Origin of the sequence: Pseudoalteromonas sp. S327, from assembly GCF_005886415.1 — a bacterium.
GTDB classification, from domain to species: Bacteria; Pseudomonadota; Gammaproteobacteria; order Enterobacterales; family Alteromonadaceae; genus Pseudoalteromonas; species Pseudoalteromonas atlantica.
Map to the genome: position 1 here is coordinate 76,545 of NZ_PNDP01000001.1, position 16,203 is coordinate 92,747.

Annotated in this window: 12 protein-coding genes and 2 pseudogenes; 2 read left to right on the forward strand and 12 right to left on the reverse strand. The window is 37.8% G+C overall.

Annotated elements, in window-relative coordinates; all coding sequences use genetic code 11:
* Positions 1 to 36 precede the first annotated feature (36 nt).
* The 5 genes from merA to merR form a co-directional block, all read right to left on the reverse strand.
* Positions 37 to 1,476 carry a mercury(II) reductase gene (merA, locus tag CWB60_RS00405; protein WP_138577984.1) on the reverse strand — a complete coding sequence of 480 codons (1,440 nt, stop codon included), beginning with the start codon at positions 1,474 to 1,476 and terminating at the stop codon, positions 37 to 39.
* A gap of 20 nt (positions 1,477 to 1,496) precedes the next feature.
* Complete coding sequence (gene merC / locus CWB60_RS00410; RefSeq protein WP_008467331.1) at positions 1,497 to 1,916, reverse strand: organomercurial transporter MerC; 420 nt, start codon at positions 1,914 to 1,916, stop codon at positions 1,497 to 1,499.
* Positions 1,916 to 2,200 carry a mercury resistance system periplasmic binding protein MerP gene (gene merP, locus CWB60_RS00415; protein WP_008110847.1) on the reverse strand — a complete coding sequence of 95 codons (285 nt, stop codon included), beginning with the start codon at positions 2,198 to 2,200 and terminating at the stop codon, positions 1,916 to 1,918. Before merP ends, merC begins: the two co-directional genes overlap by 1 nt.
* A 46-nt stretch (positions 2,201 to 2,246) precedes the next feature.
* Complete coding sequence (locus CWB60_RS00420) at positions 2,247 to 2,594, reverse strand: mercuric transporter MerT family protein (protein WP_016899520.1); 348 nt, start codon at positions 2,592 to 2,594, stop codon at positions 2,247 to 2,249.
* A 190-nt stretch (positions 2,595 to 2,784) separates the two neighbouring features.
* On the reverse strand, positions 2,785 to 3,156 hold the full coding sequence (gene merR / locus CWB60_RS00425) for a mercury resistance transcriptional regulator MerR (RefSeq protein ID WP_033011277.1): 372 nt from the start codon (positions 3,154 to 3,156) through the stop codon (positions 2,785 to 2,787).
* Positions 3,157 to 3,506: 350 nt separating this feature from the next.
* Here merR and CWB60_RS00430 point away from each other — a divergent pair, with 350 nt between their 5' ends.
* Positions 3,507 to 4,130 (forward strand): recombinase family protein, encoded by a 624-nt coding sequence (locus CWB60_RS00430; RefSeq protein ID WP_008467336.1) that lies wholly within the window; start codon positions 3,507 to 3,509, stop codon positions 4,128 to 4,130.
* Positions 4,131 to 4,162: 32 nt separating this feature from the next.
* On the opposite strand, the pseudogene CWB60_RS00435 reads toward CWB60_RS00430, so the two are convergent.
* From CWB60_RS00435 to CWB60_RS00465, 7 genes and pseudogenes are all read right to left on the reverse strand, one after another.
* A pseudogene (locus CWB60_RS00435) lies at positions 4,163 to 4,945 on the reverse strand (IS256 family transposase); the annotation flags it as partial.
* 247 nt (positions 4,946 to 5,192) lie between these two features.
* On the reverse strand, positions 5,193 to 6,536 hold the full coding sequence (locus CWB60_RS00440) for a site-specific integrase (RefSeq protein ID WP_082653643.1): 1,344 nt from the start codon (positions 6,534 to 6,536) through the stop codon (positions 5,193 to 5,195).
* A complete protein-coding gene (locus tag CWB60_RS00445) occupies positions 6,529 to 8,760 on the reverse strand; it encodes an ATP-dependent DNA helicase (protein ID WP_058405805.1) in 2,232 nt (743 codons plus the stop codon). Before CWB60_RS00445 ends, CWB60_RS00440 begins: the two co-directional genes overlap by 8 nt.
* Positions 8,760 to 9,203 (reverse strand): hypothetical protein, encoded by a 444-nt coding sequence (locus CWB60_RS00450; RefSeq protein ID WP_058405806.1) that lies wholly within the window; start codon positions 9,201 to 9,203, stop codon positions 8,760 to 8,762. Before CWB60_RS00450 ends, CWB60_RS00445 begins: the two co-directional genes overlap by 1 nt.
* 3 nt (positions 9,204 to 9,206) lie before the next feature.
* Positions 9,207 to 9,911, reverse strand: coding sequence for a hypothetical protein (locus CWB60_RS00455; RefSeq protein WP_058405807.1), 705 nt, complete (start codon positions 9,909 to 9,911; stop codon positions 9,207 to 9,209).
* Positions 9,904 to 12,273, reverse strand: coding sequence for a hypothetical protein (locus CWB60_RS00460; protein WP_058405808.1), 2,370 nt, complete (start codon positions 12,271 to 12,273; stop codon positions 9,904 to 9,906). The genes CWB60_RS00455 and CWB60_RS00460 overlap by 8 nt, the downstream gene beginning before the upstream one ends.
* Positions 12,263 to 15,535: a hypothetical protein gene (locus tag CWB60_RS00465; protein WP_058405809.1), complete on the reverse strand. Its 3,273-nt coding sequence runs from the start codon at positions 15,533 to 15,535 to the stop codon at positions 12,263 to 12,265. The genes CWB60_RS00460 and CWB60_RS00465 overlap by 11 nt, the downstream gene beginning before the upstream one ends.
* Positions 15,536 to 15,645: 110 nt before the next feature.
* Between CWB60_RS00465 and CWB60_RS00470 the strand changes: the two are divergent.
* Positions 15,646 to 16,185, forward strand: a pseudogene (locus CWB60_RS00470) (PhoH family protein); the annotation flags it as partial.
* Between the last annotated feature and the right edge of the window lie 18 nt (positions 16,186 to 16,203).

The window sequence follows — 16,203 nt, forward strand, 5'->3', positions numbered from 1 at the left end:
CATTAACATTTCTGTAAGTACATTACCGTTAAATGATTACCCTGCGCAGCAAGATAGCTCTTTAACGTCTTTGCTAAAGGTTTGAGCGCATAACTTCAATCCTTCAACCATCGTCAAATACGGAAATAGTTGACCTGCCAATTCTTCGACTGTCATTTTATTATGAATAGCAAGAGCCGCACTTTGAATCAGTTCTCCGCCTTCATGGGCTAAAATTTGTGCGCCTATCAGTTTTCCCGTGGATTCTTCAGCTACCAACTTGATAAAACCATCCGTTTCAAAATTTGCTAAAGCTCTTGGTACGTTTTCCATATCAAGTACACGACTTATCGTATTTATTCCTACCGCTGAAGCTTGTACTTCGGTTAGACCTACCGTAGCAACTTGTGGGTCGGTGAATATAACAGCAGGCATGGTAGATAAGTCGAGTTGCGCATTTCCACCTGTCATATTAATTCCAGCCCTACTTCCGGCAGCAGCAGCAACATAAACAAATTGTGGCATATTGGAGCAATCTCCAGCGGCATAAATGTTAGCTGTTGATGTTTCCATCATACTATTAACAACAATGGCACCACTTTTATCTGTTTCAACACCAACAGTTTCTAAACCAAGCTTTCCAGTATTTGCATGGCGACCCGTAGAGATAAGCAATTTTTCAGCGATTAATGTTCCTTCGTTAGTTTCCAATGAAAAACCATTGCTATCATAAGAAACATGACTTGCTTGCGTATTATTAAGTACCCTAATACCTTCTTTTTCAAAGCACTCTGCCAGTTTTTCACCTAATAACGGATCTTCAGCATATAAAAGGGTATGTCTGGCTAGAATTGTCACACGGCTACCTAAACGGGCATAAGCTTGCGCAATTTCCAGAGCAACAACGGAGGAGCCGATGACAACTAGACTACTCGGTAACTCTTCTGCAAATAAGGCTTCTGTTGATGTCCAATAAGGTGTATCAACTAAACCCTTAATTGGCGGAATGCTTGGTGTAGAGCCTGTTGCAATTAAAATGCGATCTGCAACCAGCTCTTCTTCACTACCATCAGACTTGTGAACTAGCAAGGTATTTTGATTTTTAAAACGTGCATAACCTTTAAGTAAAGATAGCGCGGGATTACTCTCTAAAATACGTTGATATTTAGCATCGCGTAGTTCTTCGACGCGAGCGTTTTGCTGATGTGCTAATAAGGAGCGGCTAAGTTGTGGCTGAATATTTTCTAAACCATCAAACGGGTTAGTACGTTGCTGATGCGCTAATTGCGCAGCACGGATCAATATTTTTGAAGGAACACAGCCGACATTTACACAGCAACCTCCGATTACATCGGCTCCTTCAATGATAGTAACTCTTGCTCCGCCTTCTGCTGCTTTAATCGCACTGGCAAAGGCCCCTGAACCACTACCAATAATGGCTACATGTAATTGTTCTGGCTGGATGTCATTTGACGAGCAACAACTATTCGTTGACATATTTTATTCCTCTTAAAAAGTTAAGCGGTACAAGTTTCATCATCACAGCGTTTATTCGCAGGAGAAACCATGTCCCAAATTGATACAGCAACCATTAGTCCTAGCCCCGTATAAGTAACGTATGAACTCCACCCGTACTGGAACCAAGGGTATAAAGAGAGTAAAACCAAAATGGGGCCAATTGAACCGATAAAACTACGGTGCCATTGACGATGGCTAAACCAGCCTAAGATATTCATTGCCAGCGCTAATACTGCAAACAGTGGTAACAACGTATTGATAAATACCCCTTCCCACTGACTAAGAAATCCCATCCCAATTGCCGCACCAAGACTAGCTATCGCGGGAAAACACATGGCGCATCCCATTGCCGAAACAAGTGCACCTATAGAGCCTGCTTTATCTCCGATACGCGTAACTAGTTCTAAGGGGCTAAACATTACTTATTTTCACTTTTTAAATTTGAAGGGTAGCCAGCGTTGGTAGTCGCTGCAATTAATGCATTGATGTTGGTTTTAGTGTCATCAAAAGAAACAACAGCTAGCTTAGGCTTGTAGGTAACTTTCGCATTTTCAACGCCATCAACATTTTCTAATGACTTTTTAACTGTGATTGGACATGTCGCACAGTTCATCGTTGGCACTTCCAGTGTAACTGTTTTTACTTCAGCAAAAGCACCAAAACTAGAAAGTGAAAGCAGTGCGGTTAATAATAATTTTTTCATAATTAGCTCCAAATTTTAAAATGTTATAAATTTCTTGATCTGTATATTAAGCAAACAAAAGTATCCAATAATTACTGGTCACTAAAATTGTCGCAACTATAGCGCTCAGCCAGAAAATGACTTTTCGTTGTTGCTGTTTCTTAGGAATTGCACAGGCCGTTCCCGGCTCACACTCTTCTACAGGACGGTAAATTTTCCAACCTGAGTAACCAAACAACAACACTACAAATGCGATAAATAATGGCCTATAGGGTTCAAATGCAGTTAAATTACCAATCCATGAGCCACTTACCCCAAGTAATAACAGGAGCAAAGGACCTACACAGCATACGCCTGCGCCTAATGCTGCTATGATGCCTCCTATCATTGGAAGGTTTGATTCTTTTTGATTCATATAGATACCTCATTAAGTGATAATGCAAGTGTATTGCATGTACCTAAGTACGGAGTCAAGGGTGATTTATAAAAAATTTATCTTTGATAATCTGCTACGACAGATACGGGGAATAAGCTAACTTGAATTAAGGCGCAGAAGTAAAATTGGATATGCTGTTTTAGTGGGAAATGGTAGTTAAGTGAATCATTTACTTCGGTTGCAACGAATCAATTATTGGGCAGTGGCTATCGTCATCATTATTTTGGCATTGTCCTAAATGTTCTTCCAAAGCGTGTTCTAACAACAACAAGTCAGCCATCTTTTTTTGTACTGCGATCAGTTTTTTATTAGCTAATTCTTGTACTTTACTACATGGACTATCGTTTAACGCAAGTAACCCTTCAATCTCATTTAGCGTAAAACCTAATTCTTGAGAACGCTTGATAAAATGTATTCTATTTACCGTTTCTTTCGGGTAATGTCTATAGCCCTGCATAGGCTTTGGTGGTTGTTTAATTAAGCCTTTGCGTTCATAAAAGCGAATTGTTTCGACATTTACACTCAGTTCTTTAGCCAACATACTTATGGTTCGTTTAGACACGTTATCAATTACCTTACTGACTTTTTGTTTACTTACTTTATATCTAATTAAAGTGACCATCAATGAATACCAGTTTAAACATCGCTAATTGATTTTGTTTTTTCTTCTATTAAATAAGTAAAGTTACCGTTGTTACAACAATATTAAACCACAACAATGTATGGTTTATCCTTTTTCATTATCAAAGTCCAAATTAGTGTTATTACATGCAGTTCTACATGGGTACACCCTAAAGATACTGTTAATATATCACAGGCAATTACGTAATGACACCACTTAAATAAACCTATATGATATGACACCATCTAAATAGACCTAATTAGGCAAAAATGTTCATAAGAGCATATTTACGAGCATCAACTTCTGAGCAAGATGCAAATAGAGCAAAAAGCTCATTAAAAAAATTCGTTTCTGGCTTCAGCAAACGAATTGCTTCTTTTTATATAGAAAATAAATCTGGTAATTCTTTAGATAGACCAGAGCTAATTCGTTTATTGGATGAATCAGAGTCCGGTGATGTTTTGTTAGTTGAATCAATCGATCGTTTAACAAGGCTAAGCCCTGATGATTGGAAAACTCTTGTAGCCTCAATAAATGAAAAAGGAATTAGTGTTGTTAGTTTAGATCTACCAACCAGTCATTTAACATTTGGCAGTTTTCCAAGTGATGATTTTATGAGATCAATACTTAGTGCTATTAATAATATGCTGTTAGAAATATTAGCGGCCAGTGCATATAAAGAATATCGAGAACGTGAACGTAAGCAAAAAGAAGGTATTGTAAAAGCACAGCAAAAGGGACTTTATCACGGTCGTCAGCCTGATTTAGAGGCTCATGATAGGATTGCCTCGTTTACTGAAGCTGGATTTAGTATTAATAAAACGGCTGAAGCAGTTGGAGTTAGTCGAAGTACGGTAATTAGAGTTAGAAAAAAGCTTAAAAATTTAGACTAAGGTTAATTTCGAGGGGATGGGCGCAAAACCCCAACATACTTCATCGAATTACGAATTTGATGAATAACGCACTCCTGTACTTCGGCGTCAGGATAGATTGTTGCTATTGCTTCAGGGAAACCTTTTAGTCCATCAACACAGGCAATTAAAATATCGGATACACCACGATTATGTAAATCTGTTAATACTGATAACCAATAGTTAGCCCCTTCACTTTCAGAGACATATAAACCAAGTAACTCTTTGCGGCCCTCGATATTGACACCTAGTACGGTATAAATAGCCTTACTCACGTAGCGCCCATTTTCTTTAATCTTATAATGAATGGCATCAAGCCAGATAAACGGGTAAAGCGTGTCTAAGCTGCGCGCTTGCCATGCTTTAAGCTCTGGTATCAGTTGGTCTGTTACGGCAGTGATGGTGGCCTCTGATACTTCAACGCCATACATATCCTGTATGTGGCCTCGAATATCTCGGTAGCTCATACCTAAAGCAAACATAGATAGAATTTTCTCATCAATTTCAGGCGTTAACTTGGTTTGGTTCTTTTTAACAAGCTGAGGTTCAAACGAACCTGAACGGTCTCTGGGCGTTTCAAGTTCGAATTGACCTATGGATGACTTAACTGTTTTTTTGGTTGAACCATTTTTACGGTTAACTTCGGTCTCAGATTCTAAATGCTGCTCTAATTCAGCTTTAAGAGCCGCTTCGGTGAGTTGTTTGATTAATGGTGTTAGAACACCGTCTTCGCCAGTAAGATCTTTACCAGCTTGAAGTTCAGCTAATGCTTTGCTGAAGTCGAAAGATTGAGTCATGTGTCACTCCTGTTTTCTTAATAATACTGAAATGACACAGATTTCTAAACACTACCGTAAGCCCTTCTATAACTTCTTTAGTGGGATTTCCGTGAGGTGTTGTTTTTAACCACTCTTTGTTACTGTGGTCAACCTTGACTACGTTCCCGTGTACTATTAATCCCAATTACAGCCTCTTTCGCCTAACACTTTAACAATTCAGTCTAACCATTTATTGATTAAAAATAAATTTATATAATTATTTGCACTAACTTTGTTGTGTCAAATTAGCTTTTAACCTTTCTATCTCTAATAGTAATTTCTGATTCTCACTATCTTTCTGTTCGGCAATTTCAATCATTTTTTTCTTTTCCAATTCAAGACGTATTTTATCTGATTCTAATTCACTAATCTTCAATGACTTTTTAAAAGACTCCGTTTTTTGCATTGTTCTTTTTCGACTTGAAATATAATCTTCTAAGGAGCCTGAACTGCGATGGGTCATTTCTCTTTCCAACTGAAGTGCAATAGCGGTTTCACTTGCACTAAAACCTAACTCTATTGCAGCGTCCAGATGTTTATCAAGGCTATCTCCTGCAAACTTATGACGTAAAGAATAAATTGATTTACCTTTAGGCCAGCCAAGTTCTGTGGTGATTTCACTAAAGATCTTGCTAATATTCTCTGCCGTTAGTGGTTTAAAGCTGTTAGGGTCTAAAAACAAATGCCCTTCATAGCTACCTGTATCAACATTCCTAAGAAATTCATTCAAATCATTCTTAATGAAATGACTAATTGCTAGCACAGTAGATAACCTAAAGTTTATCGGCATAGTATTACCTTGCTTTGCTAGCTTCGGAACAACCGACAAGTAATCTTGTTTGTTTAGGTCGAATTCTTTAGTGATAATTTCATCTGAAAATTGAAGCCTTTTATAACTACTAACTGAAATTGGGCGACTACCAGTTTCATTCATAATCTGCGCAATTAGCAATAATGACGTGCGTTCATAACCGTCATATTCATTAATGATATAATTGTTTAATTCTTCTAGTTCGTATTCGCTAGCATCTTTCTTTTGTCTACTTCTTTTATCACAATCTCTGAATAATTCTGGATAAAGTGAATCATTGTTTGGCTTTTCGTTTCTAGATACGGCGATTTCCTTCAACAATAATGATGATGTTATTTGATATGAGAACTTATTAGCCGGATCAAAACCAAGAATATTTGGGTGATATGTACCTTGCTTTTGTACCCAATGATAAAAGTTATAGATTGGCATCAAAAAGTCGCTATTGACCGTCTGTTTAGCAACGTTTTCATCACCTCGATATCGTGAATCTGTTGTCGTTTCTTTCAAGCAGAACGTCCTAAATTCCCTCATGCGAGAGTCATTCATTTCAAGCCAGCTTATTTTATGTTTACCAGAGTTCAAAAATTTAAATAATCGTCTAAACGCTTTTCTATAGGTACGCTTGGTTTTAGGATCTCTATCAAGATCGATTAGAAAATCAGTAGGTCCCCAAAGGACCTCTCCGTTAATATCTTGATAGACGTAGTGATCGTGACGGTCATAGCGTATTTTTGTTTCAGTAATCTTGTTACTCACCTGAAACCTCCAATTTCAAAGGGGTGCCGTGATGTCTTTTAGCACTAAAATCAGTTGTATTAACTTGAGCAACTAGCTGGCTCTTATTGCCGATAAACAGAATGGAATCACTAGAAGCGTTAATACATGTATAAAGCCAAGGTTTATTAATCAAATAGAAATTATCCAAAACAACTAAGGAATGAGTAAATTGATTAGTTTGAACCTTATGCGCCGTAATTGCATAACACAGCGAAATACTTTCAATATCATCTGATGACAAATCGATACAATCATCGCCAATGTTTATCTTCATCCAATACTCACGCCCATATATAACGACAGGCTTTTCGTATATTTCTGCTATGTTTGCCAACGTACCAACTGGTACATCAACAAACTTATTAGATTTAGCAAAAATAATAGGCTCCCCCGCATAGAAAACAGATTCTCCAATTTCTAGCTTTGCTACTTTTTTTCGGTTAAAACGAATACGCTGAACTTGAGAATTTATGTCATCGCATAACTGAGGATTCGAACAAATGATCTTAGGTACATCACTTAACATTGGAATCAATTCGAACCAAATATTGATTGTAATGGCACTAAGCATCTCGTGAGATTTATCTTCAGTATGGTAAATACTTAGGCTTTGTTCTTTTGACACGTCAAATGCAGGAATAGCATCAAATACTGATGATGCCGTGCTGCCCATTAAAGAGCTATATAGCCGCTGGATATTAAGCTGGGACTCGGCACCATTGACCTCAACTAACTCTGTTACGGCTTCACTTTTCAATTCAACAGCTTGTTTAAAAAACGATCCCGGACCTATAGGCGGTAATGTAAATTTATCACCAATAAAACAAATGTGAGCATTAAGAGGAACAACCTTTAATAGTTTATATAACGTTAACATATCAACTGAATGTGAATTTTCTATCAGTATAAGTGCTCCTGACAATGCGCCTTTTAGGTTTCGCTTTTTTGCCTGTGAAATGAAGCGATTAATAGATTCTCCCTTTAAATTAGGCAGTATATTGTCTCCATTACAAACAACTGAATTAACTCTCCAAACGTTAATACCATTATTAAGGCATACATCAATGATGATCTGGGATAGCAAAGACTTTCCTGTACCAGCTTCTCCTACAATAAAAGAAACAGGTCGATTAAAGGCATTACCTAATGCCTGTAACTGAAGAGGATTTAGTTCAACACTGTGGTGATCTAATATTGATAACGTTTCGTCAAACGCCAACGAATTCGTATCAAATAGCTGCTTTATCTTAGATAAACGCCTGTGAAGTAATGCATTAATTGCCTTTTCAATCGCCTGATGACCTAAGATTTGTATAGTGTCATTTTGTTTGTTGAAACAAAGTGTCTGAAAAGCACAGTCTTCAATTTCATTAAGTTCAAGCCCAATGCCTGCTTCAATCAGTTCAGCTTTGACTTCATTAGCAGGTAACGCCATATCACCGTTATTGCTATGTGCTGAATAAAGTAGTGATTCAACAAATGAAATAGCTCTACGCTTATCGTTTAAATTGATATCAAAGTTAGCTCTTACTTTTTTGTCTAGTGATTTCCATGTCCGCTTTGCAGCATTTACAGATGTTATAGGATAGAGCAGATATGGATTCTTTTTTATCAAGCTAATTGCGTCACGGCCTAGTAGTTGACGAGTACTTTCAACATACTCAACTGGTAATTTGTGTCGTTCAAAAAATAGATTTAATTCACTTTCACCAACAGCCTTAGCCCAACCATCACAAAGATTTTGAGCCATAACTGGTGAGATTTTTAGCTTTTTACAGTTAGATAACTTTTTAGCTGAGTAACTTTGTAAAACTGCAAATAAATCTTCACCAAAAGCGAGATTAAGTTTCTTCGTCCAATAGCTATTTATACCGACAAAATGGGCGTTGTAGATAAGGAAATCACAAAGTACCTCAGTTGAAATTTCTGCGTTGGGGTGCAGCTTTAAAGCCTCATCTACAATGAACTGTGAGCCATATTCTTTATCAAAGGAATAATCACCAGTCGCTCTCCAGATTTCTCCTGTTTGCGGGATTGACGTAATCGCACCGAATTCAGCCTTAACGACTATTTTTTCACGTGCAACCTTTAATAAAAATATAGATGAGATACCACGTTTATCTTGTGTATAGTGCCGAACTAAAGTGACTACGCCTGTTAATTGCTTAACATCTTCGTGAAATGATATATTGCTTATTTGCATCACACGTCACCGTCATCCAAGTAAAGCTTTGGAATATACCGACCTGTTGCCAACAAAAACTCTTCTGAAGCCAGATCTAATTGAATAGAGTTAAGCTGGGTCTCTAATACCTTAACTTTCAATTCAAGCTCACTATTTGAAACCATATTTTCTACATTTTCTTTTGCTGAATTTTCTTCTTCAACATCATCAGGTAGTTCAATCTCAAGCCCGTTTTGTTTTCGAACTAGCTTCTCTATTGGACCATCAGGAGCAAATAACTTTTGTAGATCTTCATTCGTATCAAGTGTTGATTTAGGCACATTATGCATCTTGAAAATTTGAGTCTTGTTAACCCGACCTTGATACAAAGGGATAACAGGCGAAGTATTTACCCAATCTGCTATCTTTTTAGCATTCTGTTTACCGATATCCTGAGAAGATTTTCTGCGCTTATTCACCATGATTTACTTCCCCGGAAAATCAATAATAGAGGTGCTTTCGTCAGCATTTTCGTAGTCGATACCATGTTCGTCTAAAAGCTTTTTTAGCTTTGTATTTTCGATGCTAAGCTGCTTGCTCTTTAGATCAGACTGCTTAAGTTGTTTTTTCTTCAGATCAAGCTGGGATTTTATAGACAAACGTACACTTTCAATCTGGTTCTCTAGCGTGCAGTTTTCTTCTTCCAAGTGTTTGTTAGTCACTCGAAGTTCAATTAACTCGTATGCCAGCCCTTGGTGATTAGCTTTAGATATTTTCAGCTCTTCCTCTAGCTCTTGTAGGGCGTTCTTTTCTTTAGTGTTGGCTTGCAGCTTGGCCTTAAACTTCAGCCTTTCCCAAAGGTTAAGTTTATTTTTATCGCCATAAATTTTTAATTTTAAGCTCGTGGGTATAGCATCTAAAGACTTTGCAGACGTTGTATATGGCGGAATATCATATTGCTTAACAACTTCCTTACTATTTTGTTTACCGTTCCAATTTCTAAGTCCTGTAGGGCTGGTAGGAAAGAATTCAAGGACATATTTTCCTTTGTCATCAACTTGTTTATTACCTTGAACCAATACAAAAGGGATGCCTTCGTTTGCCCACTTTTCAAGTATTTCTACTTTTCGTTCAATACGCTCAAAGGCTTCTTTTTGTTGAGGATCTTGGTTTTGATTTGTCTTAGCCATTAGGTTGCCCCCCTTTGAAAATACTCTTACTTCTTTCCATTGCGCGTTCATGGCTTTCTATCAAAATAGATAAGTTATCGCTTTGCTCCTTTGCTCGCATACGTTCAATAGGAAGCATTGAAAAATCAGTTAGGACAGCCTTTAGCGCGATTAAGTCTTCTTTCATTATGTTTAGTTGAGTTCGTTTTACTTCTTGGTATACACAGCCCTTACAAACAGATGGCTCACAAGGAGACTTATGCTTTTTAGCTTCATTCTCTTTTTTATGGCAAGTTGCGTGGGGTTTAGGCTTGTGTTTATGACCTCTAGCATCAAGTACTTGAGCTATTTCATTACTTTTTTCTTCGTCAGGTAATTCGCTAAAGCCTTTACCGTACTTGTCTTTGGTATAGTTGTTGAACCTCACACTCTTTTGCAAAACGCGGTAAACCTTTTTCAAATAAGAAGTATATTTACCTGCCATTTCTTCGGTGCCCATAAGTAAAGCCAGAATGTCTTTTGCCGTTGTTTCAACACCTACTTCAGCAATGATTTTATCTAGAGACTTATTTTCTTCTTTTATCGCAATGGTTGATTCAGCTTTCTCATTTCGAGTCAGCTTGGTTTTATGATGAAGTTGCTCATGCGTTTCTCTAGCGGCAGGCTCCGTTACATAAACAGTTGTTTCTTCGGGATCAACATGTCCTAGCTGGTGACATAATGCTAGTAAGTCTGCGTTTTTATACTGATAATGGTAAATAACAGCGTAGATACGTCTGAATGGGTGGCTTGACATGTCCACTTCAGCATCATCTAGCACCATTTTTAAAAATGCATTGCCAGTGATCTTTGAATCTTTTCCCTTATTAAAATGATATTTATAGTGTTTAAAGTTTCCTTGATCATCAATTCGAAAACTTGGCACATTAAACAAACCGTCAACATCAACAGCGCCCCATGCTTTTTTCAATTTAATTAAGCATTGAATTGCTTTAGTGCTACCGTTGTTAGTTGTGTACCAGCGTCGCTCACCATTTTTCTCGTTATAAAAGCACGCTTGATACCAATTGAATTTTTTATCTTTACAGCGAAAGAACTCTTCCGTAATGCCAATAAGAGGGTGCTGGACTTCGGCTTGTCTTCTTGCGTTGTAAGTTTGCAATATGACATAGCATGCGGTCATCAATAACGTGATTACTTCGGTTACAGAGAACGCCTCAGAATCTTTATCTGAAGCGGTTAAACTCGATTTGTGAATTTCAATACCTAGCAGTTTTTCAAGCTCTTTAACTTTTTTCGAACTAACTAAAAACTCTGGAAATCTACCTTCAGTCAGTGTTCGATGGCGAAGCCCTTCATCAAGGTATTGATTTTTTAAGTTGGTAATTTCATTTACTAATGAAATTATTTTGGATGAATATTCGTATACCCAAAGGTGTGAACCGCCTAATAGATCAACAACATGTTCTAAATCCAAATTTTTTGTGCGACCAGCAACTTTACCTAGTTTTTTAGAAAGCTGGTTGGGGTTAGGAAAAGGAATAAACTGCATCCGATCTTCATTATCTAGTTTTGCAAACCTATTCCAAGTACCAAACCAGTTATTCAAAGATTTAACGGCTGGTTGAGAAGGTGCAGATGCGCCTTTAGATGCTAAACGAGCACCGAATTTAACTCCCTTTGATTTTAGGTGTTCTGTTACTTTTTTGTAAACGCTGGTTGGAACTTGATTTTCTAGACTAACCGCACCGATACATTGGGCAATCTTAGGTACTCTTATACTAGTTACTTTAGAGTTTTCGGTATTACCGTCTTTGATTAAAAATGGCTCTAGTTCGTCATTCTCGATTAACAAATCGACAAATGAATTAACTCGTTCATGCAAGGCTAGCGTTGCTGGAATACCACCTTCTTTGAGCGTTACTTTCATCTTATCGATTTGCTTTTGATTTACACCATTTAGTACGAGATGACCATGTAAGCACATATATTCAATGAATTGCGCTGCAACGTTAACTTGCGACATTATCCCTGTTTTTACAAATGTCGGCGTATGTTTAGCTCTGTTTGCATAGATATCGACGATTTCAACAAGCGCCTTGGCATAGTCAGGGTAAACCAAGATAGGCACTGGGTGCTGCCACCCCGCAGCACCGGGAACCCATATATCACGTAGATCTACAGAGCCTTTTTGCACTACCGTTTCATTGGCTTTCGCGCCAGTGATCTTTGCATGATAATGTAAAACAGTACCTTCAATAGAGAGCTTTTCATCTGTAACTTGCAACAGTTTTGCATTTTCTAAAAGCAGGTCGTCATGCTCTTCCAGTATCTCTTCCGGCTTTATGTCTTCTAAGAACTGGTACTTAAGATTACTGTTCATTTTCTAATCTCCCTTTAGCGTCTTTGAACATTAGAGGATTGGATAACTCTACATACTTCACTAAACCAAACGTAAATCGCATGTCAGGTGCTATATACTCATCAAAATACTCTCTACCATGCTTTGCCAGCAGCACCTCACCACGTGCTATGTAATAAGCCTGATGTCGCAGAGTTCGTACAAATTCATCAACACCTAGTTCTACGCGATTGAACTCACATCCTTCTCCTGAATGGCATTTTCGACCTTTACAAATGCTATCTTGCTTAGATTTATCAACAGCAGCGAAGATGTCTGTGCATGATGAGCCGTCTGCTAAAATGAACCAATCTGGCAATTCTTCTTTATGGTCTGCTGGTGCTACGATTAAATCTTCGTCAATGTTGTTGCGATCTAAGCCGTATTTCTCTATTGATGTTTCTTTATGTCTAAACTGGACGGTTGTCTCAAATTTTCGCTGAAAGTCAGCATTGTTGGCTTCATATTCAATCACGGCGATAGGGTGCGTTAGATAAGCAGAAGTGACTCTACTGCTTGCATGATTCCGTTCTCGTTGTGAATTAACCAAGCTACCGTCGATACCTTTTCTAAGGTTCATTTGATGTTTGGCTAATAACTCCATCCGGAAATATGGAAGGGTGTAGTGATCACGCAGCCTGTCTATAATAGCTGCCGATAGGAAATTTAGTTTTGTCGAACCCGGAGTATCCCAAATACTATCTGGTTGAAAGTCCATTCGTATCATGTTGTCATGATGTTGGATAAGAAAGCTGATCACCTCACGAATTTCTCTTTCATGAGGCTCAATCGTAACGGGCGTAGTCTCTTTACCTACTTTTTCTTTGAAGCCAGCAAGTACAAAAGATCCTTCTGGCATTTGCTCTGGCAAATTTGCACGAGTCAATGTAGCTATTACATCTTTATTCCAAGTGGTTCTGATAACTAATCTTATAAAGCACACAAGAAGAACATTTTTAGGCAAAAATATGCCTGACCAAAAGAAATCTCTCATACCTGTACTTGAGTTAGGAAACCAGTGTTTCACATAAGTCGGGATTAACTCAGATTTTTGAGAGCAGTAAATTGAGCCTGATATGCCAATGGATAGTTGATGTCGAAGGTAAGCCCCTATCACAACTTCATTTGTAAATTCCTTTCTGATGGAACTCGCTTGTGACTTTAAAATCAACCGACCTTCGTCAACCTGATTATCTTTAACTAGAACAGTAACTTCTTCTGGGGTATCTTTGATGTGAACCCCATTTTCGTCTTTTTCCGTATAAGTGTTAAAAGTAGATACAAGCTGTTTATAACATTCAACTTCTTTCTTACACGCATTTAGTATCTGGTTAATTGGCTTTTCAAAGTACGCTTGTACACTTTTTCTTAGTTCTGACAGCGATTGTTGTTGGTTTAAAATAGGGCTGGGTAAGACATCGCCATTCTCATCTACAGGCTCAATTAGTTTTTGAGCATTCATTTCATCAGAAGCGCTAAACCGAGATTTGAAACCACAGTTTTTTATATCAATCTGGCCGTTGATTTTACCCGCGTGATTACTTAAAAATGTTCGTAGACTTTGGCTTCTAGGTGCTTTTAATTGTATATCTTGCTCATCGATGATGTCTTCAAGTTGAGCAAAGCCCAACCTGAAATCCCGCTGCTCTAGGTCAGATAAAGGGCTGATAAGGATATGCCTTACTTGCGCTGACTCTAATGATGTATCTACGACATAGCCTAAAGTTCGCTCTATGTCAGATAAAGATATGGCAGGCATCGGCGTGGTTTTTGTGTACGTTTGTAGGTTGTTCAACGCCGTGACTAGCACGCTATTTAATTTTAATAAGGGGGTTAATTTGGTCAGGTTAAACTCGACGGTAACATCACTCTTTTTACCGTTAACTTTGGAATACCCTTGAAAAGCCATAGTTTTAACTTTTTCTTTTACATTGATAGTCGAATCAATCTCAAAATCGTTTAATAATTTTCCACTTTGAGTTGGGATATCACATAAGTTCAGAAAGTCACGAATAAGGCGTAGCTTTTCTTGTTTCTTGTCTGGGAAGTGTTTGGTGATTAATAGCTCTAGATCTATTAAACCCTTGGAAACATTATAAGTAATCAAGTCTTCGGGTTTTTTAGCTAATAATAGTCTCGCGTCACTATATCCCCCTTGCTGAAGCAGCATCAAGATTTCTATTAGGTCAGTTACGCTGTCCGTATCGGCAACGCTGGTTTCTGATATTTTTTCGAACTGATTAAAACAATTCTCGCCCACACTCTCTAACGGCAGAACCAATGGTAGTTGAAACGAATCTACAATATGCTCAACGTTCTTACATTGTATTATGAATCGTGGTTTAAATTTTAACTGACCTGAGCTGTTGAAATTGGTTTTGAAGAGGTCTTTCGCTTTATTTAGCTCAGGAGCGGTTAGTCCATGATCAAATAGTTTCTGTCTAAACAGTGTACTTAGCTGATTCAACTTTCTATTTGGCAATGCCTTATGTAAGCATTTCTCAAAATCGATTAGTGCATCGTTAATTTTATTTGGGGTTAATAAGTTTAAGGGACTGTTAAGTAATATTTTTATTTCAGAATATTCAGGCCACTGATCAATTTCACGTATTAATTTTTTTAAGCCCGCAATGACTGAGTATTCAAAGGGGGCTTCTTTTGATGCGTTTTCTAAATTGACCAGAAGATTGTGTAAAACCGAATCGTTAACAAATAGATTTGGGAAGGTATCGGGATCAATAACGGCAAATTTTGTTTGATTTCTTACATAGACGGTAAAAAGGTCGATGTTAGGGTTTTTCTTAAAGTCTACAGTTGTTGATAATAGTGTTTCATAAGCTAATTCTGATGCATTGAAGCCACTTTCTATGGGAGCACTGAATGAATTGAAAAAGTTTCTGACTGCGGTGCTGTAACTTTTGGCTCTGCTCAAAGGAAAGCTGTTTATTAATGCTAGCTCAACTGACTTGTAACCTTGGATTAGATCTGTGATGGTTATAGTTTCTGGTTTACGCACTAATAAATGGATTAATGCTTGGTGCTCTTCTTCGTCAGCTTTTATCAGTTGCAGTAACTTTGATATCGCTAATCGTAAATTGTAATGCGCAAGAGAAGAGCTTTTTTCGTTTTCATCATCCCATTTTGAGCAGATTAAACAATGTTGTAAAAAGCTACCTTTTGGGGCTAAGCTTTGGAAAATTGCATTGTCGATGTTGAGGATGCTTTTATTGTTATAGTTTTTCATGGGCTGACTTAGGTATACCTTAAAAAATTCATCGACTTTCAGAATGGTTAATGTAAATCATAGCATTTAATCGGTCGGTCGGTGTGTCTATTTATAATTTATAATACCTTAAAACATTACTGGCACTGGCCAGTGCGCTTGAAATGGTGATTGAGCGTGGTATTTACGACAAGGTCATTGTAACGCGTAATACCCCCGAAATAGCTGAGTCTATCGGTTTTTTACCCGGTACCGAAGAAGAAAAAATGGCGCCGTGGTTAGCTGCAATTACCGACACCTTAGAGGTACTACACAAAGGAGACGAGAACCCAATTTCGAGTCGAAATTACATAATGGAAAAAGCCAATGTACAGTTTAAGTCGGTGAACTTTATGCGTGGGCGTAGTATTCAAAATGCAGTGGTAATTTTGGATGAGAGCCAAAACTTAACGGCATCTCAGCTTAAAACTATTATTACCCGTTGTGGCGAGGGAACAAAACTAATTTGTAGCGGTAATTTAGCGCAAATAGATAGTAACTACTTAACCCCCGTTACCTCCGGCCTTACTTATATTGTTGAGCGTTTTAAAGACTTTGAAGGTAGTGCAACAGTTAATTTAAACGGGGTAGTGCGCAGCCGTTTAGCCTCCTTTGCAGAAGAAAATTTATAACTTGCGCAGAACAATTTG

Excerpts from the sequence above, each read along its gene's own strand:
- CWB60_RS00445 (WP_058405805.1), bottom strand. The coding sequence starts at position 8,760 with ATGCAAATAAGCAATATATCATTTCACGAAGATGTTAAGCAATTAACA.
- merC (WP_008467331.1), bottom strand. The coding sequence starts at position 1,916 with ATGTTTAGCCCCTTAGAACTAGTTACGCGTATCGGAGATAAAGCAGGC.
- CWB60_RS00450 (WP_058405806.1), bottom strand. The coding sequence starts at position 9,203 with ATGGTGAATAAGCGCAGAAAATCTTCTCAGGATATCGGTAAACAGAAT.
- CWB60_RS00420 (WP_016899520.1), bottom strand. The coding sequence starts at position 2,594 with ATGAATCAAAAAGAATCAAACCTTCCAATGATAGGAGGCATCATAGCA.
- CWB60_RS00430 (WP_008467336.1), top strand. The coding sequence starts at position 3,507 with ATGTTCATAAGAGCATATTTACGAGCATCAACTTCTGAGCAAGATGCA.
- merR (WP_033011277.1), bottom strand. The coding sequence starts at position 3,156 with ATGTTGGCTAAAGAACTGAGTGTAAATGTCGAAACAATTCGCTTTTAT.
- CWB60_RS00460 (WP_058405808.1), bottom strand. The coding sequence starts at position 12,273 with ATGAACAGTAATCTTAAGTACCAGTTCTTAGAAGACATAAAGCCGGAA.
- merP (WP_008110847.1), bottom strand. The coding sequence starts at position 2,200 with ATGAAAAAATTATTATTAACCGCACTGCTTTCACTTTCTAGTTTTGGT.
- CWB60_RS00465 (WP_058405809.1), bottom strand. The coding sequence starts at position 15,535 with ATGAAAAACTATAACAATAAAAGCATCCTCAACATCGACAATGCAATT.
- merA (WP_138577984.1), bottom strand. The coding sequence starts at position 1,476 with ATGTCAACGAATAGTTGTTGCTCGTCAAATGACATCCAGCCAGAACAA.
- CWB60_RS00455 (WP_058405807.1), bottom strand. The coding sequence starts at position 9,911 with ATGGCTAAGACAAATCAAAACCAAGATCCTCAACAAAAAGAAGCCTTT.